This is a genomic window from Jeotgalicoccus huakuii (genome assembly GCF_036665975.1).
Taxonomy (GTDB): Bacteria; Bacillota; Bacilli; order Staphylococcales; family Salinicoccaceae; genus Jeotgalicoccus; species Jeotgalicoccus marinus.
Genome location: NZ_JAVIYN010000020.1, coordinates 1 through 23,344, shown reverse-complemented (window position 1 = coordinate 23,344; position 23,344 = coordinate 1). Strand labels below are relative to the sequence as shown.

Below are 23,344 nucleotides of genomic sequence, written 5' to 3'. Positions count from 1 at the left end.
TCACAAATAACGGAAAGTCGACCGCTTTATATGGTCGATTTTCTTTTTTTATGTAATAATGATAGTGGAGTTGTGAAATCGATTTACAACGTACAATATTTATTTAGGAGCTGAGAAGATGGCACATTTGACTGACCAGGAAATTGCTTCCAAAGCAACATTACAACCGATCCAGGATATTGCTAAAAAAGCAGGTATTCCTGAAGATGCGTTAGAAATGTATGGTAAATATAAGGCTAAGGTTGACATCAACAATTTAGAAGGTGACAAAGAAGATTCTAAGATTGTATTAGTATCTGCGATGAACCCTACACCAGCTGGTGAAGGTAAATCAACGGTAACTGTTGGCCTAAGTGATGCATTCAACAAAATTGGTAAGAATGTAATGGTTGCTTTACGCGAACCTTCATTAGGACCTGTAATGGGTGTTAAAGGTGGCGCAACTGGTGGTGGACAAGCACAAGTTCTACCTATGGAAGAAATTAACCTTCACTTTAACGGTGACTTACACGCGATTACTACAGCGAATAACGCGTTAAGTGCTTTTATTGACAACCACATTCACCACGGTAACAAGTTAAACATTGATCCACGCCGTGTGAGCTGGAAACGTGTTATCGACATGAATGACCGTGCTCTACGTGAAGTTGTTGTTGGTCTAGGTGGACCGACTAAAGGTGTTCCTCGTCAAGATGGTTTTGATATTACAGTAGCTAGTGAAATTATGGCTATTCTTTGTTTATCAAATGACATCATGGATCTTAAAGAAAAATTATCTAAAATTGTATTTGGTTACACATATGACAAAAAACCTGTAACAGTTGGGGAGCTTGAGGTAGAAGGTGCATTAGCATTACTTCTTAAAGAAGCAATTAAACCTAACCTAGTACAGACTATGGAAGGTACACCTGCTCTAATCCACGGTGGACCATTCGCTAACATTGCACATGGTTGTAACTCGATCATTGCAACAAACACTGCGAGACAACTTGCAGACATCGTTGTTACAGAGTGTGGATTTGGTTCTGACTTAGGCGGAGAGAAATTCATGGATATTAAAGCGCGTATGGGTGGATTCAAACCTGATGCGATCGTTTTAGTTGCTACAATCCGTGCGCTTAAGATGAACGGTGGCGTTGCAAAAGCTGACTTAGGTGAAGCAAACGTTGATGCACTTAAAGAAGGTGTTGCTAACTTAGGTAAGCACATCGAGAACGCTCGTAAATTTGGTGTAGAACCAGTTATTGCTTTAAATGACTTCGTAACAGATACTGACGAAGAAAGAAACTTCGTTCTTGACTGGTGTAAAGAGCAAGGCGTACGCGTTGCACTTACACAAGTTTGGGAAAAAGGTGGAGAAGGCGGCGTTGCACTTGCAGAGCAAGTACTTGAAGCTGTTGAAGCAGGAAATGACTTCCACCACTTATATGAAGATGAATTACCAATCGCTGACAAAATTGAAAAAATTGTTACTGAAGTATACGGCGGTGACGGCGTAGTACTTACAGACAAAGCTAAAAAACAAATTGCTGATATCGAAGCGAACGGCTGGGGCAACTTCCCGGTATGTATGGCTAAGACTCAGTACTCATTATCAGATGATCCTAAGAAACTTGGACGTCCATCAGGCTTCACTGTAACAGTACGTGAGGTTATCGCTAAAGCAGGTGCAGGATTCGTTGTTGCACTGACTGGTGATATCATGACAATGCCAGGACTTCCTAAAGTCCCTTCTGCAAACAACATGGATGTTAATGCAGATGGATCTTCAACAGGATTATTCTAAAGATAAGTTAAACCACTCTATGCTAAGCATCGAGTGGTTTTTTGGTTGAAATCAAATAAAAAGGCGGGAAATTTCCCGCCTCATTCAAGTATTTAGTTTTCGTCCTCTTCCTCGTCTTCATCTTCATCTTCGTCATCACTTGAGCTACTACTTGAAGAACCTCTCGGGACTCTATAAGTGTCATCATAAGTTCTCGTCACAGTTCCTCTTAGATCTCCGTTAGATAGACTTGAGTCAATACCTGCACCCATTCTTGCTTGAATTGCAGGATCATTTAGAGAACTCTTATCACTGAATTGTGTATCTTCAGCAATTAAACCTTCAATTGGTCGATCCATACTTCTTGAACAATCATCTTCTAATTCCATAGTTAATGCACAGAAATCTTCTGTTCTAACTGATGATGGTTGTTGGAATTCTTCGTATGCACCCATCGTTTCTGGAGCGACTGCTGTTAAAGCTTGTGCCATGTTTCTCCAGTTGTAGATATGTGGATGTGTTTCCGCATCAGTATCATACACTTGAGGAATATTTCTATCATAACCCATCCAGATTCCTAAGGTAACTTTAGGGTTAAAACCAATCATCCAGGAATCGACAAATTGCTCTGATGTACCCGTTTTTGCTGACCAATCGTAAACGTCACTGACTGCTTCATAGTAATCTTTAATATGGTAAACCGAACCAGAAACAAAGGATTCTTTCAACATATCTGCCATTAAGAATGAAGTAGATTCCTTAAATACTCGAGTTGGATCGCCTTGATGTTCATAGACGACTTCACCTGTTGGAGAAGTAATCTTTTCAATCATATAACTTTCATTCATTTCACCTTGATTACCAAAAGTAGAAAAGGCATCGACATTGCTTTCAACTGACGTATCGAGTGGACCAAGTGGTAATGAAGTAATACCAACGAGTTGTTCAGGTACACTCATATTCATTGCATCTAAGTACTGATATGGATCATGATTTCTAACTTCTGACCATAACCTCAAGGTACTTAAGTTGTAAGAGTTGCTGAGTGCGTGTTTGGCAGAAACTAAACCGTACTCGTCACCAGAATAGTTTGCTGGTTGATAGCCATTGTTGTTGAACTCTTCATCGAGTAAGACAGTATCAGGTGCAATCAAGCCTTCTTCAATGGCAGGTGCATAAGTACTCAGTGGTTTCATAGTCGAGCCTGCCTGACGTGTTGTCTGTGTTGCGTGGTTAACTTCTGAATTTTCATAGTTACGGCCGCCAACAAAACCTAATATTTTACCAGATTGGTTATCTTTTAAAATCATACCAACTTCATGATCTAGAATTTCCTCTTCTTCACCTTGAACAGCATTCAAGGCATCTAAACTTGAACGTTGTCCATAATAGTTGAAATTATTATTTTTAGTGTCTTGCATTGTGTCGTAAATTTCCTTATCGATTGTTGTTTCGATTTGGTAACCTTCGTTACGCAATGCATCATTTGCTTTTTGAGTGTATTCTTGGTCTAAGAGTGGAGTAGAGTCAACATCCTCACGACTTACGCCTTCTTCTTCTGCCAAGATGTATTTGATGACTTCGACACCACGGCGTTCAACTTCATCGGTTAAGAATGGGTAGTTTTGGTTTGGAACAACCACGCTAGAAGCCATATTTTCATAGATGTTATAGCCGACAGCTTGATCATGTTCTTCTTGGGTAATGACACCTTCGGTCAACATTCTTGAAAGAACAAACTCCTGACGGTTCTTACCTGCTTCTAACAGTTCAGGTTCTTTCATTGACCCATCTTGATTAAACGGTGTGTATGCATATGGGTTTTGCGGTAAACCTGCTAAAAAGGCACTCTCTGCAATATTTAACTCAGCTGCAGGCTTTCCAAAGACACCTTGAGCTGCAGATTCGATACCTGCAATGTTTTGGCCATTCGCATTTCTACCAAATGATACTGCGTTTAAGTATGCTTGTAATATTTCCTCTTTCGATAATATATTCTCGACTCTAAATGCGAGTAGTAACTCAGTTGCCTTCCTATCGAAAGTAGGGTCGTTAGTTAGCATTTGGTTTTTGACCAACTGCTGGGTAATGGTACTACCTCCTGAACTTGCTTCACTACCAGATAACTCCTGAAGAGAAGCTCTCATAAATGCCTTAGGTACAACACCGTTGTGCTCATAGAAATGTTCATCTTCTGTAGCGATAAGGGCATTCATTACGTTTTCAGAGATTTCGTCATATGAGACGGTTTCGCGTATAAGATCTGAACGAAGTGTTCCGAGTTCTTCACCGGAACCAAAAGTCACAGACGTACTTTCAGTCATTTCTGTCAGGGCAGTTTGGATTTCATCTTCAGCGAGCACTTCCTCATCAGAAACAAGTGCTGCAAAATAGCCAAGACCGATGCTGAAAAGAAATAGTCCAAGTAGAGTAACTGCTAATAGTAAGAATAAAACAACATTCCAAATCGTATCATACGCTGTGAAGAATGTTACTCTAAGTGGAGACCCAGCTTTTTTAAAGCGGGCGACTGTATTTTGATATTTGTCCTTCGCAGTCTCGCCGTGAATCTTGTCAGTTTTCTTATCAGAGTCACTGCGCGAAAACATCTTCTTTATATTATCAATAAAGTCATTTTTCTTTTTCATGCCAACCTCCTATTAAAAAGATTATATCACATGTTTTCAGTGCTCCCTAGCGATAAAAGACCGAAAATACTATGATAATCAACCATTCCATATTAGCTTAAAATCTGTAATTTTCAAGCTATAAGACCTCACCAACTTGACTTTAATCTCCTGATTATAATATACTGATGTAAATTTAATGAATAAATTCAAGCGGTGAGACAAGTAATCTTTTTATTTGATTCAGAGAGCAGACGGTTGGTGAGAGTCTGTGAGGATATCTAGATGAATACACTCATAAGTTAGTTTGAACGTCTAGAATTACGTATATTCTATTTAGAGATAAATTGTTTGGTGGTACCGTGTCAGCACCCATACTATATGTATGGGTGCTTTTTATTTATTAAAAAATTATAGGAGGCTATTATGACAACTTTATTAGAAGATTTAAAATACCGTGGTATTGTATATCAGATGACTGATGAAGATGAAATTAACAAGATGTTAGAAAGTGAGAAAATTTCTTTATATTGTGGTGCCGATCCAACGGCAGATAGTTTACACATTGGTCACTTAGTCCCATTCTTAACATTGAGACGCTTCCAGCAATATGGACACCGTCCAGTTGTTTTAATTGGTGGCGGTACAGGGATGATCGGAGACCCATCTTTTAAAGCAGATGAGCGTCAGCTTTTATCCGAAGAACAAATTGATGAGAATGTTAAGGGTATTAAAAAGCAAATGGAGACGATCTTTGACTTTAGTGATGAAAATGCTGCAGTACTCGTAAATAATAAAGACTGGCTACAAAACATCAGTTTAATATCTTTCCTAAGAGATTACGGTAAACATGTTGGGTTGAACTATATGTTATCGAAAGATGCAATCCAAACGAGATTGGAAACTGGTATTTCATATACAGAATTTACTTACACAATTTTACAAGCAATTGACTTTGGTCACTTAAATAAAGTATTCAATGTACGCATGCAGATTGGTGGATCAGATCAGTGGGGTAATATCACTAGTGGTCTTGAATTAATGAGACGTATGTATGGTACGACGAATTCAGAAGGCTTAACTATTCCACTGATTACGAAAGCTGATGGTAAGAAATTCGGTAAGACCGAGTCAGGAAATATTTGGCTCGATAAAAACCGTACATCGCCTTATGAATTCTACCAGTTCTGGTTAAACCAATCAGATGAAGATGTTATTAAATTCTTGAAACTATTTACCTTTGTAGAACGTGAAGAAATTGAGGCACTAGAAGAATCAGTTGCAACTGAGCCACACTTAAGAAAAGCTCAAAAACGTTTAGCCGAAGAAATTACTGAATTTATACATGGTAAAGACGGACTAGAAGAGGCGAAGAAAGTAACAGAAGCATTATTTAGTGGAGATATTAAATCTTTAGATGCGAGTCAAATTAAAGATGCGCTTAAAGATGCACCATCTGCTACAGTTGAAGCTGAAGATAATAATTTAGTAAACGTCCTTGTCAATGCTGGCATCTCATCATCAAGAAGACAAGCCCGTGAAGATATTCAAAACGGTGCGATATACATCAATGGTGAAAGACAGCAAAACTTAGACCATGAAATCTCAGAAGCGGATAAGGTAGACAATGATTTCACAGTGTTCAGACGTGGTAAGAAGAAATACACGATTGTATATTACAAATAAAAGGTAATTTCTAAGCTAAATATAAAACGCACTTGACCCCTTGAGGAGTCAAGTGCGTTTTGTCTATAAGTGGTTGTTTTTAAGGTGACTTATAGATTTTTAGGACTGATTTGTCTATAAGTGTGTGATTCTGAAGAGACTTATAGACTTTTTGAGATATTTTATCTATAAATATATAATTGCTAGGCCACTTATAGAAATATAATCACAATTTAAATACAAGCACAAAAAAACGACATGAGAATCCGTAGATTCTCATGTCGTTTACAGTATTAGAAGATAATGAACGCAGCAATAATAATAATTGGTAAGGTAATCACTGTTCTTATCAAGAAGATTGTGAAGAGTTTACCGAGTCCAAGTGGAATCTTAGAGCCTAGTATTACACCACCGACTTCTGATAAGTAGATTAACTGTGTAATACTCATGGCACCAACAATGAAGCGGGTCATGTCTGATTGTACGCCTTCAATTAAAATCGCTGGTAGGAACATATCAGTAAAACCGATGAATAATGTTTCTGACATCGCCTGTGCTTCTGGAATGCCAATCAATTCTAGTAATGGTACAAAAGGTAGGCCGAGCCATGTGAATATTGGTGTATATTCAGCTAAAATTGTACCTAGTGTTCCGATAGCCATAACGACTGGTAAGACACCAAACCAAGTATCAAACACGGTCTTAATACCTTCTTTGACTAGTGAAACAAAACCTGGTGACTTTTCTGCCTTTGTCAAAGCTTGTTTATATCCCCAAGAAAATGGATTATGACCTTGTGGAATTGTTTCTTCCAGTTCAGAACCATCATTATAATAGCTATCTTCAATCTTAGATAATGGTGGAATTCTCGGCATAATCAAGGCTGCAATTACACCAGCAATAAATATTGTTAAATAGAATGGACCAAACAAATGCATCAGTCCAATTAAGTCTAAAATAACAATTGTAAAAGTAATCGATACGACGGAAAACGTCGATGCAATAACACTAGCTTCGCGTTTTGAGTAATATCCATCCTCATATTGTTTACTCGTTAGGATGACACCGACAGTACCATCTCCAACCCATGATGCTAAGTTATCAACTGTTGAACGTCCAGGTAGGGTGAACACAGGACGCATGAATTTCGCAAACAGCGTGCCAACAAACTCTAACAATCCATAGTTTAATAATAACGGTAAGAAGAACCCGGCAATAATGAATACCGTGAATAAGGTTGGCTGTAAATCATTTAAAATCATGCCACCTGTACCAGAAGAAGTAATCATCTCGGGACCGACACCATAATAAGCAAGAACTGCAAATATTGCACCGATTGCTCTTAAAGTGACCCAAAAATGACTGGTATTAAAAATGCTAGACCAGAATCCAGTATCAATTTTTAATATCCAGGTAAACAAGATGCTCATTATGGCCGCAAAGACAATCGTAATGACAACAAGTAATGTAATCGTTTCAACTGAAATTAGTTCAATTATCCAGTTAGCTAAAAATGCAACAGGAACTGTTGTTTCACCATCAATATTAAGGGGAACAAGAAACATAAAGATTCCAAATAAGGACGGTAATAAAAATTTAAGGAATGTAGTAGATCTTGTCATATGATAACCTCTTTATTTATAGATTTAGAAAGTTCATTGAATGTATTAAATAATTATACATCATCATGTATAAAAGTAAATAAGTAAACGTTTTCATTTGTATGTATTATATTATAATAGATATAAGATTAAAAGGGGAGTGTTAAAATGAATATTATTGATACACATTGCGATGCTTTATTGAAATTACAAAGTGACCAGCGTAGCACTCATGGCTACTATGGTAGGAAAAGAAATTTAAATTATTTAGACTCTAAAGAAATTGATACTAATATGAAACGTAGGATTGAAGGGAATGTAAAAGTTCAGTTCTATGCAATCTTTATATCACCAACAATTCCTGATAATGAAAAATGGCAGCATGCACTAGAACAAGTTGATGCTTTTTATAATGAAGTACTCACAATGGATAAGATGGTGCACATAAAGAAATTATCCGATATCAATAATTTAAAAGAAGATGAATACGGGGCGGTACTAACCCTAGAAGGTGTGGATGCGATTGGCAATGACTTAATGAAATTAAGAAACTTATTTCGCTTAGGCGTCCTATCAGTTGGTTTAGTATGGAATAATGCTAACTTAGTTGCTGATGGTGTGGGGGAGACTCGCGGCACTGGCTTAAGTAAACTTGGTCACCAAGTCGTAGAGGAATGCAATAAACATGACGTTTTAATTGATGTGAGTCACTTAAACGTTCACGGCTTTGAAGATGTGATTGAAAAAGGTAAGCATGTATTCGCCAGTCATTCTAATTCACGCACAATAATGGATCATCCTAGAAATCTCTACGATGAGCAAATCATTAAACTCGTTCAAAAGGGTGGTATGGTCAATATTGTCTTTTGCCCAGCATTTGTCGGAGAAGAGGACCTTGTCATTGATGACCTCTTAACACATATCGATAAAATCCGTGAACTCGGCGCTGAAAAACACATTGGTCTCGGTTCAGACTTCGATGGTATTCCGAATTTCGTCGCTGATCTCGAAGACTCAGGTGACTATCCGAACCTTATGTCAGCTATTGAGGAACGATACGGTAAAGATTTTGCTGAAGATATTGCATCAAGGAACTTCATTAATAACTTTTGTTCATAAAAAACTAGGTCGCTATATAGCGACCTAGGTCATTACTTATTCATTATTTTCACTGATGAGCTGATCGATATCAGCTCTATTTTTTTGGACTTCTTCTTCTAGGTTTTGAATCTCTTCAAGCTGTTGATTGATGTCTTCACTTAGCGACTCATCCTCAATAGGATTGACAATAAAGAACTCAGAATTAATTTCTGAATACAATTCCATCAATGTTCGTAAATTATCTAGATAGGTTTGAATCGCCTCCTGAACTTCTAAGTGATGATCCTCAGACAAGGTATAATTATCTATTGTTTGTTTAAAATCATCGATTCTAGGAATAATACCTTCATTGATATCTGCTAAGGCCTTGTCCCGGTTAGACTCTTCCTGTATATTCGTAACAGTTTCACTAATTTTTTTATTTAATTCTGAATCGTTTCTTTCAAAAGCTGAGGTCATCTGGCTATAGTTTTCTGTTGATTCACTAGAACATGCACTTAAAACTAAAAGGATTAGAGAAAACAGTAATATATATCTTTTCATGATTCACTCCTATGAATATAATATTTCTATCATTTAAATGGGTCATACTTTATTGTATAATAGCAGAGTTGCACTTTAAAATAATTTACATATGGAGCGTTTATAAATGAACAAAAAATTAATCGTCACTTTTACCGTCGGTATCTTTTTACTCGGCATGATGGAACTCATTGTATCCGGTATTTTAGAGTTGATGAGTAACGATCTTGGTATCAGTCATGCTCTGACTGGACAGTTAATTACGGTCTATGCGATCAGCTTCGCAGTTTTTGGACCGATATTAATTCGTTTAACTGAAAATTTAAACTCTAAGCCTGTCGTTCTTCTATCCTTAGTTGTATTTATAATAGGTAATGTCGTTTTCGGTTTAGCTGACACATTCTTTATGCTTTCTGTCGGTCGTGTCATTACCGCAATGGCTGCTGCAGTGTTTATTGTAAAAATATTAGATATGACTGTTGTTTTATCTGAACCGAGAGTTCGTGGTAAGATGCTTGCTACAGTCTATATGGGCTTTAGTGCCGCAAACGTATTCGGGATTCCGATCGGTACGATTATCGGTGCTCAGTTTGGTTGGAGAATTATTTTCTTATTAGTTATTATCTTAGCGATTCTTGTTGGTATTGGTGTGATTCTGTTTGTTAACAGTAAAGCACTTGAGAGTGATATTCAACCAGGAGAACAAAAAAGTCGAATCACATCTAAAAGAAATGTTTCATTATATATTACTGTGACATTGGCTGTGTTGATTGGTAACTATATTATCTTAGGTTATATTTCACCACTTATGACATCACACGGTTACACTTTAGAAAATGTTTCAATGGCCCTGTTAATTACAGGTGCTGGGGGAATGGCTGGGACATATATTGGCGGTAATTTAGTCGATAAAATTGGCGCTAAACGTACAGTTATTACCATGCTTTCATTCTTCCTACTCAGCTTATTCATGATGCCATTCTTATATGATACACCAATTCTCTTCTATATAAATGTATTCTTGTGGGCACTCTTCCAGTGGGCAACTTCACCTGCTGTACAAGGTGGTCTAGTAGATAATATTGAGGGGTCAAGTTCAAATGTATTCAGTTGGAACATGTCCGCTCTAAATCTTGGTATCGGGATAGGGGCAGTTATCGGTGGTATCTTCATCAACAACTTCGACATATCTTATGGTCCTTGGTTAGGCTTTGTCATCGTCTTTATTGGTATGATTGCAGCCTTTAATATAAGAAACTAACGAGCTTAAATTTCAAATGTTGATGTTTATCCTGTATAATTAAAAGACCAAAAGGAGAGAGAATCATGTTAATGCGTTTGGTGATGATTGTCATACTCAGTGTGGTTGCAATATTTATTGTGAATTATACTGGATATACATCCATTGAATATACTTGGAGTAACATATTATATGGTACGTTAATTATTATATTATGCATTGTTATATATAAAATCTTGGTGAGATTTCTAAGATTATTCTTATTTATTGTCATTGTAGTTCCAGTGGCTTTGATATGTTTTTACTATATATACACATATTTAACTGGTGCACCACCAGAATTTATGCAGTTTTAAAATCGCCTTTCTTTCATAAAGAAATGCGATTTTTTATTTTTACTAGTAAGATTAGGGTAAGTTAGAAATAAATAATCTTTAGAGGTGGACCAATGAACCAAAATCAACCTGTTTCATTTAAGGAAAGAATACATGAAATTGATGGCATTCGAGGATTTGCCTTGTTAGGTATATTGATGATGAATATTATGGCATTTGCAGGTCCTGATATTGAGGACAGCTTGAATCCAGAGCGCAGTGATATATACACAGGTTTTTGGAATGAACTGAGTTTATTATTTATCAATACGTTTTTTACAACGAATTTTTTTACAATGTTTTCATTCTTGTTTGGATTAGGATTTTTCATCTTTTTATCTAGAGCGGAACAAAAAGGTAAAAATCTTGCACCCTTGTTTTATAGAAGAATGTTTGTCTTATTAATCTTTGGTCTCCTACATGGAATATTTTTATGGTATGGCGATATTCTGTGGACCTATGCGATTGCCGGTGCACTTCTTTTCTTCTTCTATAGATTGAGTCCTAAGGTGAACGTGATTATTGCAGTACTGATATTAACAATGATCTCAGGCTTAATTTTACTAGGGGCTCTAGCCTTATTCTTAATGGGTGATCAATCGATGGCTGGCTTTGCCTTTGAAATTGGAATGACAGATGCGATTCGTAGTGGTTCTTATAGTGATGTTGTCAGTATGAATATGACCTTACTCGGTATCTCGGTTTCAGGAATGATTTTTGTTGTGCCAATTGTACTTGCAATGTTCTTAATCGGTTTATCTTTCGGTCAAATGAGAGTGTTTGAAAACTTATCTGCACACATGAGCATGATTAAAAAACTTGCTTGGTACGGTTTAGGTATCGGTCTGCCAATTAAAATTGTAACAGGATATTTTACAACCTATGCGGGTGATAATGATATTTATTCAACACTTGGGCAACTCTCAAGTTCTTTAGGTGGCCCATTGATGTCACTCGGCTATGTTGCATTGATGCTAATTTTAATGAAGCACTTTAAAGGGCTTGTGAAAGTTCTACAACCAGTCGGTCAAATGGCTTTGACAAATTATATTGGTCAAACGGTAATAATGTTACTTATCTTTTATGTTGGTGGTTTATTTAATCGTGTGGATGCAATATATTTTGTGCCGATCGTACTCGTTGTTTTCGCTGTGCAAATTATTTTATCTAAGATGTGGATGTCTAATTTTTCATACGGTCCACTAGAGTGGATATGGAGAACACTGACATACTTAAATATAATGCCGATTAAGAAAAAGGGGTCTAATCAATGAAGTTACTCATTATAGAAGATGATATGGTACTTTTAGATGAGCTTGTTAAAAGGTTCAATGAATGGGATATAGACGCATTTGGAATAAAGGATTTTAGCGACGTAATGAACGATTTTATAGAGGTCAAACCTAACTTAGTCATCATCGACATTACACTTCCAAAATATGACGGATTCTATTGGTGCAGAATGATTAGAAATATTTCTAGTGTCCCTATCATTTTTCTATCCTCGAGGGATCATCCTGCTGATATGGTGATGAGCATGCAAATGGGTGCGGATGACTATGTCCAAAAGCCTTTTAACTTTGAAGTATTAAATGCAAAGGTTCTAGCGTTATTAAGACGAACTTATGAGTATAAGGCAACTGACGTCAGTGTCTATAAATATAGGAATGCTGTATTTGATTTTAAAAAGTTGAAAATTATTATGGAAGAAAATGAAGTTGAACTAACAAAAAATGAATCTTATATCTTATCAATTTTGGCTCAAAACATAGATGAGGTTGTCTCAAGGAATGAAATTATTGAATCCCTATGGGATGACTCTAGATTTATTAGTGATAATACATTGACTGTGAACGTAAATCGCCTGAGAAAAAAACTTGAGGAAATAGGGTTAGACAATGCGATTGAAACAAAGACAGGTAGTGGTTACGTCTTAAAGGGGTAAAATAATGTACTTTAAAGAAAATATAAATATCGCTGTTTTGTTTATAATAATGAATAGTTTTATAGTCCTTATAGGAATGCTTGATAACGGTATTCCAAACGTTTCTGTCATCTACTTGATTTTATTTAATCTTTTAATCTTTATAATATATTTAGCTTGGGATATTGTGAGAAAGTGGAAGTTTCAAAATGAGTTTGATGCCTTAGGTAACCTAAATGATGTGGAAACTGTAGACCAACCCACAGTAAATACTCAAAAGAAGATTTATGACAAGTTAGATGAGTTAAGGCTTCATCATCAAGCAGAACTTGAGGAAGAAGCGGGGAGGACAAAGGAAAACTTAGATGAGCTGACACGGTTCATCCATGATATGAAAATGCCAGTCACAACCATGAAATTAATGATTGATGACTTAGAAGGCGATCATCATGACAAACTCCAAAGTGAATGGACCAGACTGAATAATATGCTGAACGAAATTTTATATCTTCAGCGACTGCCCAATATTAAAAATGATTTATATATTGAATCATTTAATATTAATGATTTGATTAAACACTCGATACTTAAGTTGAGAAGTGTGTGTATGGAAAAAAATATAGGTTTTGATGTTGAACTTAAAGATGAGCATGTATATTCTGATAAAAAATGGTTACAGTTCGTTTTAGATCAAATTTTGACAAATAGCGTGAAGTATTCGAATGATAACGACATAGTCATTTCAGGAGAAATGGTGGCGGATCATTTTCGACTTACAATCACTGATTTCGGACGAGGAATCGAAAGAAAAGATATAGACAGAATTTTTGACTCAGGATTTACATCAACTTCAGATCACGATGATGATCAATCTACAGGTATGGGGCTCTATTTAAGTCAGGAAGTGTGTAAGGTGTTAAATATTGACCTAACCGCACAATCCACATATGGAGAATATACAACAATGACCTTAATCTTTAATAAGGCAAATAAATTCTCTGATATCACTATGAAGTGACATTTTTGTCACTTCATAGTGCTTTTTGTTAGGAGATTCAAACGATAAATGTATTTCTAGAGATTAAACTGGTATTAACAATTAAAACAGGAGGCAATTAATATGTTATTAAAAGCAACGAACATTAAAAAAAGTTACGGCAATAAGTTTAATCGCACAGAAGTTTTAAAAGGTATTGATTTGAATCTAAAAAAGGGGGAGTTTGTTACCATCATGGGCGCCTCAGGTTCTGGTAAGACGACCTTACTTAATGTGCTCAGTTCAATTGACAAAGTGACAAGTGGTCACATTTACATCGATGATTTTGACTTTACGACTTTAAAAGATAAGAAATTAGCAGACTTCAGAAAGACGGATCTAGGATTTATTTTTCAAGAATATAATCTCTTAGATACTCTAACGGTAAAAGAAAATATTATGTTACCTCTATCTATACGTTCGATGTCTAAATCAGAAGCGGAAAATCAATTCGAGACAATTGCTAGCCAACTCGGAATTAGTGATCTAAAGAACAAGTACCCTAGCCAAATCTCTGGAGGACAGGCTCAAAGAACGAGTGCTGCACGTGCATTTATCCACCAACCGAAAATTATTTTTGCTGATGAGCCAACCGGTGCGCTAGACTCTAAATCAGCAAGTGATCTGTTGAAAAAGCTACAGCAACTAAATGAAAATCTTAACACAAGTGTACTCATGGTCACACATGACGCAACTGCTGCGAGTTTCTCACATCGAGTGGTATTTCTAAAAGATGGTCTGGTATATACATCACTTTCACGTGGTGACATGAGTCAGGATGATTACTACAGTGAAATTTTAGATACCCAACGCGTCTTAGGTGGTGTGCTTGATGAATCTAAATAGTTTAATCATCAAAAACTTTTATAGAAACCTTAAAAACTACGCGCTGTATATCTTCGCACTTGTCTTTAGTGTTGCCTTGTTTTTTTCATTGCTAACACTGACGTTTGACGAAAAGGCTGGCGAAGAAATTTCACAAAGTACTGCAATGAACGCCTTGTTCTCTGTCGGATCCGTTGTCATTGTGATTATCATAATATTCTTTGTCATGTTTGCGAATTTGATATTCATTAAGAGAAGACATAGGGAACTTGCACTTTATCAGTTAATCGGGATGAATAAGTCCAAGGTATTTAGAATTTTACTGGTTGAAAACTTTATCATATATTTTGGAAGTTTAGTTCTCGGTATCATTTTAGGATTTTTTATCTCTCGACTATTGTTGATGATTCTAATGAAAATCATTGGTGTTGACTTAATGGTTGAGATGAGTTTCTCTATGGTAGCAGCCCTCACCACAGCTGGCGTTTTTGTATTTATCTTCATTTGCTTATTAATACAAAATAGAATCTTCTTAGGTCGACATCAACTTATTGATCTATTGAAATTAAATAAGGTATCAGAGTCGAGTCAACGACCAATTGGTGTACCGACTGCCTTGTTTGGAATTCTCGGAATCGTTATGGTAGCAGTGGGATATTTCCTATCATCCCAGATGTTTGATATGGCCATGGAGATGCCAGTACTACTCCCCATTTTAATGTTAGGTATTTTGTTCTTAACGATTGTAGGGACTTATCTTATATTTAAATGTGGTGTCGCTCTAATTTTAAACTTCTTTAGAAAAAGAAAAGCTGGCCATGTTAATGTAAAAGATGTACTGTCTACGACATCTATTATGTTTAAGATGCGTTCAAATGCTTTCTTACTCACAATAATCACAGTCATTACAGCAATAAGCATTACAGCAATGTCACTATCGTATATTAACTTTTACTCGACCGAGAAAATGCTAGAAAGTACTGAACCATACGACTATACGGTTGAAACAAGTGAAGATATTGATTTCTATGAAGATATGTTAAATGATGAGGGATATAGCATTAGTCGTTACGAAAAAGAATTCCTATTATTTAATGTACAAATGGATAATCAAATGGAAACAAATTTAGCCAGTCAAGATATAGACGGTATACAATATCCTATCGTAAGTGATGCAGACTTTGAAGGTTATGATGTAAGTGAAAATGAAGTCTATGCAACAGGGACAATGGCAATCTTAGACTTTTTTACAGATCTAGAAGCGGGCACTCCTATGACCTTTACTACAACTGAAGGATTTGAAAAAACAGTACAAGTTTCAAAAGTATATTCTGAAGCAGTACTCCCAACACGGTTAACCTTTGGTATGCCGACACTAGTAGTGGACGATAAAGTATATAAAGAATTGATGGAAAACGAAGTAGTGTCTGAAATTGATGCTGAAAGGCCGACAGAACTTGCAGCCTTTAACATTGTTGAAGGAGACAATGAGGATGTATTAGAAATGATGGATAAGGAAGAAAATCCAGCATTCTCATCACAGCAAATGTCCTATAATGAGATGATTCAAACATCAGGTATTCTCATGTTTGTCTTAGGCTATTTAGGCTTTGCTTTCTTACTCACATCAGGTTGTATTTTATACTTTAAGCAAATTGATGAATGTGAAAGTGAAAAAGGATCTTACCAAGTCCTGAGAAAACTTGGATTCACAAATAATGAGATACTAAGAGGTCTAGTCAATAAGATGGTTATATCCTTTGGTATACCACTCATCATTGGATTACTTCACTCAATTTTTGCAGTCAGATCTGGTTGGTTTATATTCGGTGTTGAGATGTGGAGACCCACACTCCTCGTTATGCTCATCTACACAATTCTATATTCAATCTTTGCACTGATGTCGCTCTTATATTATAAGAAGACGGTAAGTAAAAGCCTTTAATAAAAAAGCCGGATGTTAGCTTTTCAGGGGCATCGCGTAAGCCTGTAGTCTTACGCTGATGCTTTTCCCTAGAAGTCTAACATCCGCTTTTTATAGGTTTAATCTTATCTATTATCTACTTTCTCTGGATACATATCATGATTTAACATTCTATGCGTACTCATTTCTTCATATTTAGTACCTGGTCGACCGTAGTTAACATAAGGGTCGATGGAAATCCCTCCACGCGGTGTGAATTTACCCCAAACTTCAATGTATTTTGGATCCATTAATTTCACTAGATCATCTAAGATCATATTCATGCTCGTTTCATGGAAGCCCCCGTGATTTCTATAGGAGAACAGGTAAAGTTTTAAAGCCTTACTCTCTACCATTTTGACATCAGGTATGTAAGAAATATAAACAGTAGCAAAGTCTGGTTGTCCTGTCATTGGACAGAGTGTTGTGAATTCTGGACAGTTAAATTTAACAAAGTAGTCTCTACCAGGATAGTCGTTATCGAAAGTTTCTAATATATCCGGATTGTATTCATAGTTATATGATACTTCTTGGTTTCCTAATAAGCTTAAATCTTTTGAGTAATCTTTTGTCATTACATTATCCTCCTAAATACATATAAATAATTTTGTCTACTTCATTATACATTTGTCTGAAATAGTTGTCTTTTATATATATTGAACTGAATTTTTTGATAATATTAAGGTAAGGAAGTGAGGCTTGAAATTTATGAATATAAAGAAATTTAAAATCGGTGATTATTATGCTGAAGTTACTGCGCTGCTCGGTGAAACTGGAGTGAGTTTTGAGAAGAAGCCTGCTGTGGTTATCTGTCCAGGTGGTAGTTACATGTATCTATCTAAAAGAGAGGCTGAACCTATTGCCTATGATTTTCTTAAGCGGGGTTATCAGGTATTTATACTAAGCTACTCAACGATCGGTACGATGATAGAAAGTGAAGGACGTCAAGCTTCAAGAGATGAACTCTATCAAATCGCTTCAATGGTAGAACCTGACAAAGTGCTTGGTTCTGAATTTCCAAATCCGTTAATTGAGCTTGCATTAACACTCTCACATATTAGAGAAAACATTCATGAATATAATGTAGATCCAGATAATATTGGATTAATTGGTTTTTCTGCAGGTGGACACTTAGCTGCAAGCCTCAGTGTTCATTGGAATAAAACGTGGTTAAGTGATTTAGTTGGTAAGGAATCACGTTGGTTTAAGCCGAATTTCCAAGTGCTTTCGTATCCAATTTTAGACTATGACTTAAACAGAGAAATTGCTGAAACTCGTGGTGTAGGAGATCCAATATATATGTCTATGGCGAGTCGTATGGTATTTGGTGCTGAAATTGACCCAGAAATTATAGACAAGGCGACCTTAAAAAACCATGTAGATCAAGATACCCCTAGAACTTTTATCTGGCATACGGTAGGAGACCGCTTGGTCTATGTGAAAAATGCACTTGATTTTGCAGATGCTCTAGAGAAAGCGGGTATTCCGTGGGAACTGCACACTTTTACAAAAGGTGATCACGGGTTAAGTGTTGCGAGTGAAATTACTGGTAAAGTAAATAAGCATGTTCAAAATTGGGTTCCACTTATGTTTGAATGGTTAGAACTCAAATAAAAAAAGCCGCTAATTTTAGCGGCTCACATAATCCAAATGATATTCCGTATACAATTCAGAGTGATGTGGGTAAATCAACTGTACGACGACATCCTTGTCATTGAAGTCAGGATGTTTTCTCACACATTCAAAAATAAAGTCGTCTACAGCAGATTGTTCTTCTTTTATATTATGGATTATTTTAAAGAAACTGTGATCTTCGTTGGAGTTCATGCATTTTACTAATATATTCATGTTAACCAACTCCTCAATATAAATATAACCGAAAGAAATATACAATAAACATATTAACTAAGAAAGAAGGGATTTCCATGAATTTCGTTAAACTAAATAAGCATGATATTGATGAAATGCTGGTCTTACAAGATTCTGTCTATGAATTTTTAGAGCAAAAAGAAGTGCTACAAAAGCTCTCTAGAAGTGAGTTTGAACAAGGTGTTGAACAAGGCTATACAGCTGGTGTCTTTGTTGATGATCAACTTGTTGCTTTAAGAACGATGTATATTCCGCACTTAGATGAAGACGAACATTTAGCTGACGATGTTCAAGTGCCACGTGAGCGCTCGATTTATTCGGAAATTTCTCTTGTGCACCCAGATCATAGAGGGCAAGGATTACAGACTAAAATGGGAGAGTTTCTAATCGATCAGGTTAGGGAGTCTGGTGATTTTGATTACATCTTTTCAACAGTTATGCCGTCAAACCTTGCGAGTCTAAAAGATAAATTTAGGCTTGGGTTTAAAATTATGCGTACGAGACTGAAATATAATGGTAAGAGAAGACACATTTTATATTTACCGCTTAATACAGAACTGACTAATCATGGTGAGGTCATCAAAGTCAAGTATGACAATTATGATTGGATGATGAATGACGGACAAAATTATATTGGTTGGCAACTCGAAGGAGATTTTATAGATTATTATAATAAGTAAGACAAAGGTGGAAAAATGATGTTTACTATTGATGAACTTACGATTCAAGATGCAATCGATTTTAGAAGAACCTTGCATCGATATCCTGAGTTGAGTACAGAAGAATTTGAGACTTCGAAAAGAATTCAGGAAAAATTAACTGAATATGGTATCCCATTTGAAACAGGTTTTGCTGGTACAGGTGTGCTCGGTATTATAGAAGGGGAACAAAGCGGTAAAATTATCGGGATTAGGGCGGACATTGACGCGCTTCCAATGAAAGAAATTTCAGGAGTGGACTACGTTTCGGAAAATGAGGGCGTCATGCACTCATGCGGTCATGATGCACACACGTCGATGTTACTCCATGCGGGTAAAGTGTTAAACGATAATAAAAAAGAATTAAAAGGTACGATCTTATTAATCTTCCAACCTGCTGAGGAGCTATCACCGACAGGTGGATCGAAGGCTATGATGGAAGATGGCGTCTTTGATGAATATGAACCAGAAATGCTCTTAGCTCAGCATGTGTGGCCAGATCTTGAGGTCGGCAAATTTGGAGTGATGGCAGGGCCAATCATGGGCAATTCCGATAAATTTAAAATTATTATTAAAGGTTCTGGTGGCCATGCTTCTATGCCACACAGTACGGTCGATGCATTAATTACAGGAAACCAGGTTGTCAATGCTTTACAAACGCTCGTAAGTAGAAATGCAAATCCGATGGAACCTGCGGTATTAACTGTCGGACGCTTTGAAGCAGGCACTAAGCACAATGTCATTGCAGAAACTGCAGAACTTGAAGGTACGATTCGTACACAGTCAGATGGTACAAAAGCAATGATGAAGAAACGCTTCTTTGAAGTGGTTGAAAATGTTGTAGCGTCAATGGGTGCTGAGTGTGAAATTATTTTTGACGATGGATATCCGGCAACAGTAAATGATGCACACTGGGCGAGTGAACTTAGAAAATCTATTGTGAACCTCTACGGTGAAGCGGCTGTCCCAGCCTTGCAACCGAGTCTAGCGGGGGAAGACTTTTCAAGATTCCTTCAAAAATACCCGGGTGTGTATTACTGGTTAGGAACGTCAGTCGATGAGGGTCAAAAACCACTCCATAACCCTGCATTTAGATTAAATGAAGATGCTTTTAAATATGGGATCACAGCTATGGTAAATATGGCTGTAGATACACTGAATAGCTTAGCAAAGGAAGAATAAAATGTTGGATAACTTAGTTGAAACAAGAAGAAAATTTCATCAGTTTCCTGAAGTCGGATTTACTGAATATATTACAACTTATGAAATTTATGAGCATTTAAAAGACACTGATTTTACCTTACATCTCGGTGACGATGTTTTACTTAAGAGCGCGAGAGTCGGAATGCCTTCAGAAGAAACGATGGCAGCATCTTATCAAAGAGCACTTAATTACGGTGTGCCAGAGCCATTTTTAAGTAAAATAAAAGATGGTATGACTGGTGTTATCGCGACTATAGATACAAATAAACCAGGTCCTCATTTTGCGGCACGTTTTGATATTGACGGTCTGCCGATTACAGAAGCAACAGATCAAGCACATATACCTAATAGTGAAGGCTTTATTTCACAGCACTTTGGTGAAATGCATGCCTGTGGTCATGATGGTCATATCACGGTTGGACTTAATCTCGTGAAATATATCAATGCTAACATCGATAATTTAAAAGGACGTTTTACCATTATTTTTCAACCAGCTGAAGAAAGCGTTAAAGGTGCAAAATCTGTTGTAGAAAAAGGCTGGTTGGATGATGTTGATTACTTCTTTTCCTTACATCTTGGTATTAGAAAAATGCCGGTGGGAACGGTTTCTCTATCCACGACTGATTTCTTAGCGACGACCAAATTAGATGCACATTTCACAGGAAAATCAGCACATGCTGGTGTGGAACCAAATGAGGGAAATAATTCACTTTTAGCGGCTTCAAGTGCAGCTTTGAACTTAAATGCGATTGCTAGGCATAGAGACGGTGCAACTAGAATTAATACAGGTTCACTTCTAGCGGGAAGTGGAAGGAATGTCGTCGCAGATCAAGCTAAAATGGAAATTGAGACACGTGGTGAAACAACTGAGTTAAATGAATACATGTATGAAAAAGCGGTAAAAGTCTTAGAATCATCAGCTAATATGTATGACAATAAAGTAGAGATAGAACTCGTTGGGCAGGCTGTAAGCTCAGTTTGTAGTAGTGAATTGGTTAAAATGATTAGAGATACAGTTGAAAAAGTAAATTCTGTAAAAGACTTAAGAGATGCCTTACCACTTGGTGCCTCAGAAGATGTTACTTTGATGCTAGATCGCGTCCATGAAAAAGGTGGGCAAGCAACTTATATGTTGTTCCCATTTGATCTTAAGTATGGACATCACCACCCGAGTTTCGATCTGGATGAGAACGTCTTACCAGTCGCAGTAGAAGTATTCCAAAATGTTACTCTAGCAATAATGAAAGCGGATTAAAAAATTTACAGAATATGCAAAGGAATAGTTGGAGATTTTCTTAAACAATGTTATCTTAAAAATGCGGAAAGAATTTAATAAGTTTTAAAGGATATTAAAAACAAAGGAGAATTTATTTTATGATACCGTACAAACATGAACCATTTACTGATTTCTCTAAAGAAGAGAACAGAGATTTATTAAATAAGGGGTTTGAAACAGTTAAGAAAGATTTTGGTTCTGACTATCCATTGATCATTAATGGTGAAAGAGTCTTAACTGAAAAGAAATTAGCATCTTATAATCCTGCACAAAAAGACGAAGTCATTGGACAGATGTCTCAAGCAGGTGAGAAAGAAGCATTAGATGCGATGGAAGTTGCTAAAGAAACATTTAAAGAGTGGAGAAAATCAACATTTGAATTCCGCTCAGATGTGCTTTTCAAAGCAGCTAACATTATCCGTAACAGAAAATTTGAATTTACAGCTTTACTTGTAAAAGAAGCAGGTAAACCTTGGAAAGAAGCTGATGCAGATACTGCAGAAGCGATCGATTTCTTAGAATATTATGCAAGACAAAATATAGAACTTAAAAACGGTAAAGCAGTCGTTTCACGTCCGGGTGAGAAAAACCGTTTTGACTATATTCCATTAGGTGTGGGGCTAGTGATTTCTCCATGGAACTTCGCTTTAGCAATTATGGCAGGTACAACATCTGCAGCCTTAGTGACAGGAAATACAGTTCTATTAAAACCATCTTCTAAAGCTTCAGTAATTTCTCATAAATTTGTTGAAGTGTTAGAAGAAGCAGGTTTACCAAAAGGTGTAGTTAACTTTATTCCAGGTTCAAGTCGCGAAATTGGTGACTTACTAGTAGAACATAAAGATACAGCATTTGTATCATTTACAGGTTCACGTGATGTCGGCGTAGACATTTATGAGAAAGCAGCAGTCGTTCAAGAAGGTCAAGTTAACCTTAAACGTGTGATTGCTGAAATGGGTGGTAAAGATACAATCGTAGTTGACAGCAGTGCAGATTTAGATTTAGCTGCAGAGTCAATTGTCACTTCAGCATTCGCATTCTCTGGTCAAAAATGTTCAGCATGTTCACGTGTTATTGCACTAGAAGATATTCATGATGAGCTATTAGAAAAAGTTGTTGCTTTAACTAAAGACTTAACAATTGGTAACCCAGAAGAAGATAACTTTATGGGACCAGTTATCGATGAATCATCCGTTGAAAAAATTCAAAAATACTTGGAAATTGGTAAAGAAGAAGGCAAGCTTGAAGTCGGTGGAACAATCGATAACGAGACAGGTCACTTTGTACACCCAACAGTATTTTCAGGACTTAAACATGATGATCGTATCATGCAAGAAGAAATCTTCGGTCCAGTAGTTGGTTTTGCAAAAGCTTCAAACTTCACTGAAGCGATTGAGTTTGCAAATGATACAGACTATGGTTTAACAGGTGCAGTGTTAACGAAAAATAGAGAACACCAAGAAGAAGCAAGACGTGACTTCATGGTAGGTAACCTATACTTCAACCGTGGTTGTACAGCAGCAATCGTTGGTTATCACCCATTCGGTGGCTTTAAAATGTCAGGTACTGACTCTAAAGCAGGTGGACCAGACTACCTTACACTTCACATGCAAGGTAAAACAACTTCAGAAATGTTCTAAGTTAGAATCAACTCG

The 23,344-nt window shown here is 36.6% G+C and carries 20 protein-coding genes; 15 read left to right on the top strand and 5 right to left on the bottom strand.

Annotation, left to right across the window (positions count from 1 at the left end; genetic code table 11):
* Window positions 1-118 precede the first annotated feature (118 nt).
* Window positions 119-1,786, top strand: coding sequence for a formate--tetrahydrofolate ligase (locus V6E76_RS10155; protein ID WP_247352527.1), 1,668 nt, complete (start codon window positions 119-121; stop codon window positions 1,784-1,786).
* 92 nt (window positions 1,787-1,878) lie between these two features.
* On the opposite strand, the gene V6E76_RS10150 is transcribed toward V6E76_RS10155, so the two are convergent.
* Window positions 1,879-4,413 (bottom strand): transglycosylase domain-containing protein, encoded by a 2,535-nt coding sequence (locus V6E76_RS10150; protein ID WP_247352525.1) that lies wholly within the window; start codon window positions 4,411-4,413, stop codon window positions 1,879-1,881.
* A gap of 402 nt (window positions 4,414-4,815) precedes the next feature.
* Between V6E76_RS10150 and tyrS the strand changes: the two genes are divergently transcribed.
* Entirely contained in the window at window positions 4,816-6,078 is a 1,263-nt protein-coding gene (gene tyrS / locus V6E76_RS10145; protein ID WP_247352573.1) for a tyrosine--tRNA ligase, read from the top strand.
* A 272-nt stretch (window positions 6,079-6,350) separates the two neighbouring features.
* On the opposite strand, the gene V6E76_RS10140 is transcribed toward tyrS, so the two are convergent.
* On the bottom strand, window positions 6,351-7,679 hold the full coding sequence (locus V6E76_RS10140) for a YjiH family protein (RefSeq protein WP_247352524.1): 1,329 nt from the start codon (window positions 7,677-7,679) through the stop codon (window positions 6,351-6,353).
* A gap of 147 nt (window positions 7,680-7,826) precedes the next feature.
* Here V6E76_RS10140 and V6E76_RS10135 point away from each other — a divergent pair, with 147 nt between their 5' ends.
* Window positions 7,827-8,777 carry a dipeptidase gene (locus V6E76_RS10135; RefSeq protein WP_247352522.1) on the top strand — a complete coding sequence of 317 codons (951 nt, stop codon included), beginning with the start codon at window positions 7,827-7,829 and terminating at the stop codon, window positions 8,775-8,777.
* Between the two features lie 36 nt (window positions 8,778-8,813).
* Here V6E76_RS10135 and V6E76_RS10130 read toward each other — a convergent pair whose 3' ends face one another.
* Window positions 8,814-9,302, bottom strand: coding sequence for a hypothetical protein (locus V6E76_RS10130; RefSeq protein ID WP_247352518.1), 489 nt, complete (start codon window positions 9,300-9,302; stop codon window positions 8,814-8,816).
* 106 nt (window positions 9,303-9,408) lie between these two features.
* On the opposite strand from V6E76_RS10130, the gene V6E76_RS10125 reads away from it, so the two are divergent.
* From V6E76_RS10125 to V6E76_RS10095, 7 genes are all read left to right on the top strand, one after another.
* On the top strand, window positions 9,409-10,542 hold the full coding sequence (locus tag V6E76_RS10125) for an MFS transporter (RefSeq protein ID WP_247352516.1): 1,134 nt from the start codon (window positions 9,409-9,411) through the stop codon (window positions 10,540-10,542).
* A gap of 65 nt (window positions 10,543-10,607) precedes the next feature.
* Window positions 10,608-10,877 (top strand): hypothetical protein, encoded by a 270-nt coding sequence (locus V6E76_RS10120; RefSeq protein WP_499797808.1) that lies wholly within the window; start codon window positions 10,608-10,610, stop codon window positions 10,875-10,877.
* A gap of 92 nt (window positions 10,878-10,969) precedes the next feature.
* Window positions 10,970-12,169, top strand: a complete 1,200-nt coding sequence (locus V6E76_RS10115; RefSeq protein ID WP_247352514.1) for a DUF418 domain-containing protein — start codon at window positions 10,970-10,972, stop codon at window positions 12,167-12,169.
* On the top strand, window positions 12,166-12,840 hold the full coding sequence (locus V6E76_RS10110) for a response regulator transcription factor (RefSeq protein ID WP_247352512.1): 675 nt from the start codon (window positions 12,166-12,168) through the stop codon (window positions 12,838-12,840). The genes V6E76_RS10115 and V6E76_RS10110 overlap by 4 nt, the downstream gene beginning before the upstream one ends.
* Window positions 12,841-12,844: 4 nt before the next feature.
* The gene (locus tag V6E76_RS10105) at window positions 12,845-13,837 is read left to right on the top strand and encodes a sensor histidine kinase (RefSeq protein WP_247352510.1); all 993 of its coding nucleotides are present in this window, start codon (window positions 12,845-12,847) and stop codon (window positions 13,835-13,837) included.
* A 102-nt stretch (window positions 13,838-13,939) separates the two neighbouring features.
* Window positions 13,940-14,701, top strand: coding sequence for an ABC transporter ATP-binding protein (locus V6E76_RS10100; protein WP_247352507.1), 762 nt, complete (start codon window positions 13,940-13,942; stop codon window positions 14,699-14,701).
* Window positions 14,688-16,625: an ABC transporter permease gene (locus tag V6E76_RS10095; RefSeq protein WP_247352506.1), complete on the top strand. Its 1,938-nt coding sequence runs from the start codon at window positions 14,688-14,690 to the stop codon at window positions 16,623-16,625. The genes V6E76_RS10100 and V6E76_RS10095 overlap by 14 nt, the downstream gene beginning before the upstream one ends.
* Before the next feature lie 104 nt (window positions 16,626-16,729).
* On the opposite strand, the gene queF is transcribed toward V6E76_RS10095, so the two are convergent.
* The gene (queF, locus tag V6E76_RS10090) at window positions 16,730-17,218 is read right to left on the bottom strand and encodes a preQ(1) synthase (protein WP_247352504.1); all 489 of its coding nucleotides are present in this window, start codon (window positions 17,216-17,218) and stop codon (window positions 16,730-16,732) included.
* A gap of 133 nt (window positions 17,219-17,351) precedes the next feature.
* Here queF and V6E76_RS10085 point away from each other — a divergent pair, with 133 nt between their 5' ends.
* Window positions 17,352-18,257, top strand: coding sequence for an alpha/beta hydrolase (locus tag V6E76_RS10085; RefSeq protein WP_247352501.1), 906 nt, complete (start codon window positions 17,352-17,354; stop codon window positions 18,255-18,257).
* A 15-nt stretch (window positions 18,258-18,272) separates the two neighbouring features.
* Here V6E76_RS10085 and V6E76_RS10080 read toward each other — a convergent pair whose 3' ends face one another.
* Window positions 18,273-18,491, bottom strand: coding sequence for a hypothetical protein (locus tag V6E76_RS10080; RefSeq protein WP_198687548.1), 219 nt, complete (start codon window positions 18,489-18,491; stop codon window positions 18,273-18,275).
* Window positions 18,492-18,568: 77 nt separating this feature from the next.
* Between V6E76_RS10080 and V6E76_RS10075 the strand changes: the two genes are divergently transcribed.
* The 4 genes from V6E76_RS10075 (at window position 18,569) to pruA (ending at window position 23,329) form a co-directional block, all read left to right on the top strand.
* The gene (locus V6E76_RS10075; protein WP_198687549.1) at window positions 18,569-19,192 is read left to right on the top strand and encodes a GNAT family N-acetyltransferase; all 624 of its coding nucleotides are present in this window, start codon (window positions 18,569-18,571) and stop codon (window positions 19,190-19,192) included.
* Between the two features lie 18 nt (window positions 19,193-19,210).
* Window positions 19,211-20,392: a M20 metallopeptidase family protein gene (locus tag V6E76_RS10070; RefSeq protein ID WP_499797807.1), complete on the top strand. Its 1,182-nt coding sequence runs from the start codon at window positions 19,211-19,213 to the stop codon at window positions 20,390-20,392.
* Window position 20,393: 1 nt separating this feature from the next.
* Window positions 20,394-21,668 carry an amidohydrolase gene (locus V6E76_RS10065; RefSeq protein WP_247352497.1) on the top strand — a complete coding sequence of 425 codons (1,275 nt, stop codon included), beginning with the start codon at window positions 20,394-20,396 and terminating at the stop codon, window positions 21,666-21,668.
* Between the two features lie 119 nt (window positions 21,669-21,787).
* Entirely contained in the window at window positions 21,788-23,329 is a 1,542-nt protein-coding gene (pruA, locus tag V6E76_RS10060) for an L-glutamate gamma-semialdehyde dehydrogenase (protein WP_247352495.1), read from the top strand.
* Window positions 23,330-23,344: the final 15 nt, after the last annotated feature.

Bases quoted from the DNA above. Each gene is read 5' to 3' on its own strand.
- V6E76_RS10155 (WP_247352527.1), top strand. From the start codon at position 119: ATGGCACATTTGACTGACCAGGAAATTGCTTCCAAAGCAACATTACAA.
- V6E76_RS10150 (WP_247352525.1), bottom strand. From the start codon at position 4,413: ATGAAAAAGAAAAATGACTTTATTGATAATATAAAGAAGATGTTTTCG.
- V6E76_RS10140 (WP_247352524.1), bottom strand. From the start codon at position 7,679: ATGACAAGATCTACTACATTCCTTAAATTTTTATTACCGTCCTTATTT.
- V6E76_RS10135 (WP_247352522.1), top strand. From the start codon at position 7,827: ATGAATATTATTGATACACATTGCGATGCTTTATTGAAATTACAAAGT.
- V6E76_RS10130 (WP_247352518.1), bottom strand. From the start codon at position 9,302: ATGAAAAGATATATATTACTGTTTTCTCTAATCCTTTTAGTTTTAAGT.
- V6E76_RS10125 (WP_247352516.1), top strand. From the start codon at position 9,409: ATGAACAAAAAATTAATCGTCACTTTTACCGTCGGTATCTTTTTACTC.
- V6E76_RS10120 (WP_499797808.1), top strand. From the start codon at position 10,608: ATGTTAATGCGTTTGGTGATGATTGTCATACTCAGTGTGGTTGCAATA.
- V6E76_RS10115 (WP_247352514.1), top strand. From the start codon at position 10,970: ATGAACCAAAATCAACCTGTTTCATTTAAGGAAAGAATACATGAAATT.
- V6E76_RS10110 (WP_247352512.1), top strand. From the start codon at position 12,166: ATGAAGTTACTCATTATAGAAGATGATATGGTACTTTTAGATGAGCTT.
- V6E76_RS10105 (WP_247352510.1), top strand. From the start codon at position 12,845: ATGTACTTTAAAGAAAATATAAATATCGCTGTTTTGTTTATAATAATG.
- V6E76_RS10100 (WP_247352507.1), top strand. From the start codon at position 13,940: ATGTTATTAAAAGCAACGAACATTAAAAAAAGTTACGGCAATAAGTTT.
- V6E76_RS10095 (WP_247352506.1), top strand. From the start codon at position 14,688: ATGAATCTAAATAGTTTAATCATCAAAAACTTTTATAGAAACCTTAAA.
- queF (WP_247352504.1), bottom strand. From the start codon at position 17,218: ATGACAAAAGATTACTCAAAAGATTTAAGCTTATTAGGAAACCAAGAA.
- V6E76_RS10085 (WP_247352501.1), top strand. From the start codon at position 17,352: ATGAATATAAAGAAATTTAAAATCGGTGATTATTATGCTGAAGTTACT.
- V6E76_RS10080 (WP_198687548.1), bottom strand. From the start codon at position 18,491: ATGAATATATTAGTAAAATGCATGAACTCCAACGAAGATCACAGTTTC.
- V6E76_RS10075 (WP_198687549.1), top strand. From the start codon at position 18,569: ATGAATTTCGTTAAACTAAATAAGCATGATATTGATGAAATGCTGGTC.
- V6E76_RS10070 (WP_499797807.1), top strand. From the start codon at position 19,211: ATGTTTACTATTGATGAACTTACGATTCAAGATGCAATCGATTTTAGA.
- V6E76_RS10065 (WP_247352497.1), top strand. From the start codon at position 20,394: ATGTTGGATAACTTAGTTGAAACAAGAAGAAAATTTCATCAGTTTCCT.
- pruA (WP_247352495.1), top strand. From the start codon at position 21,788: ATGATACCGTACAAACATGAACCATTTACTGATTTCTCTAAAGAAGAG.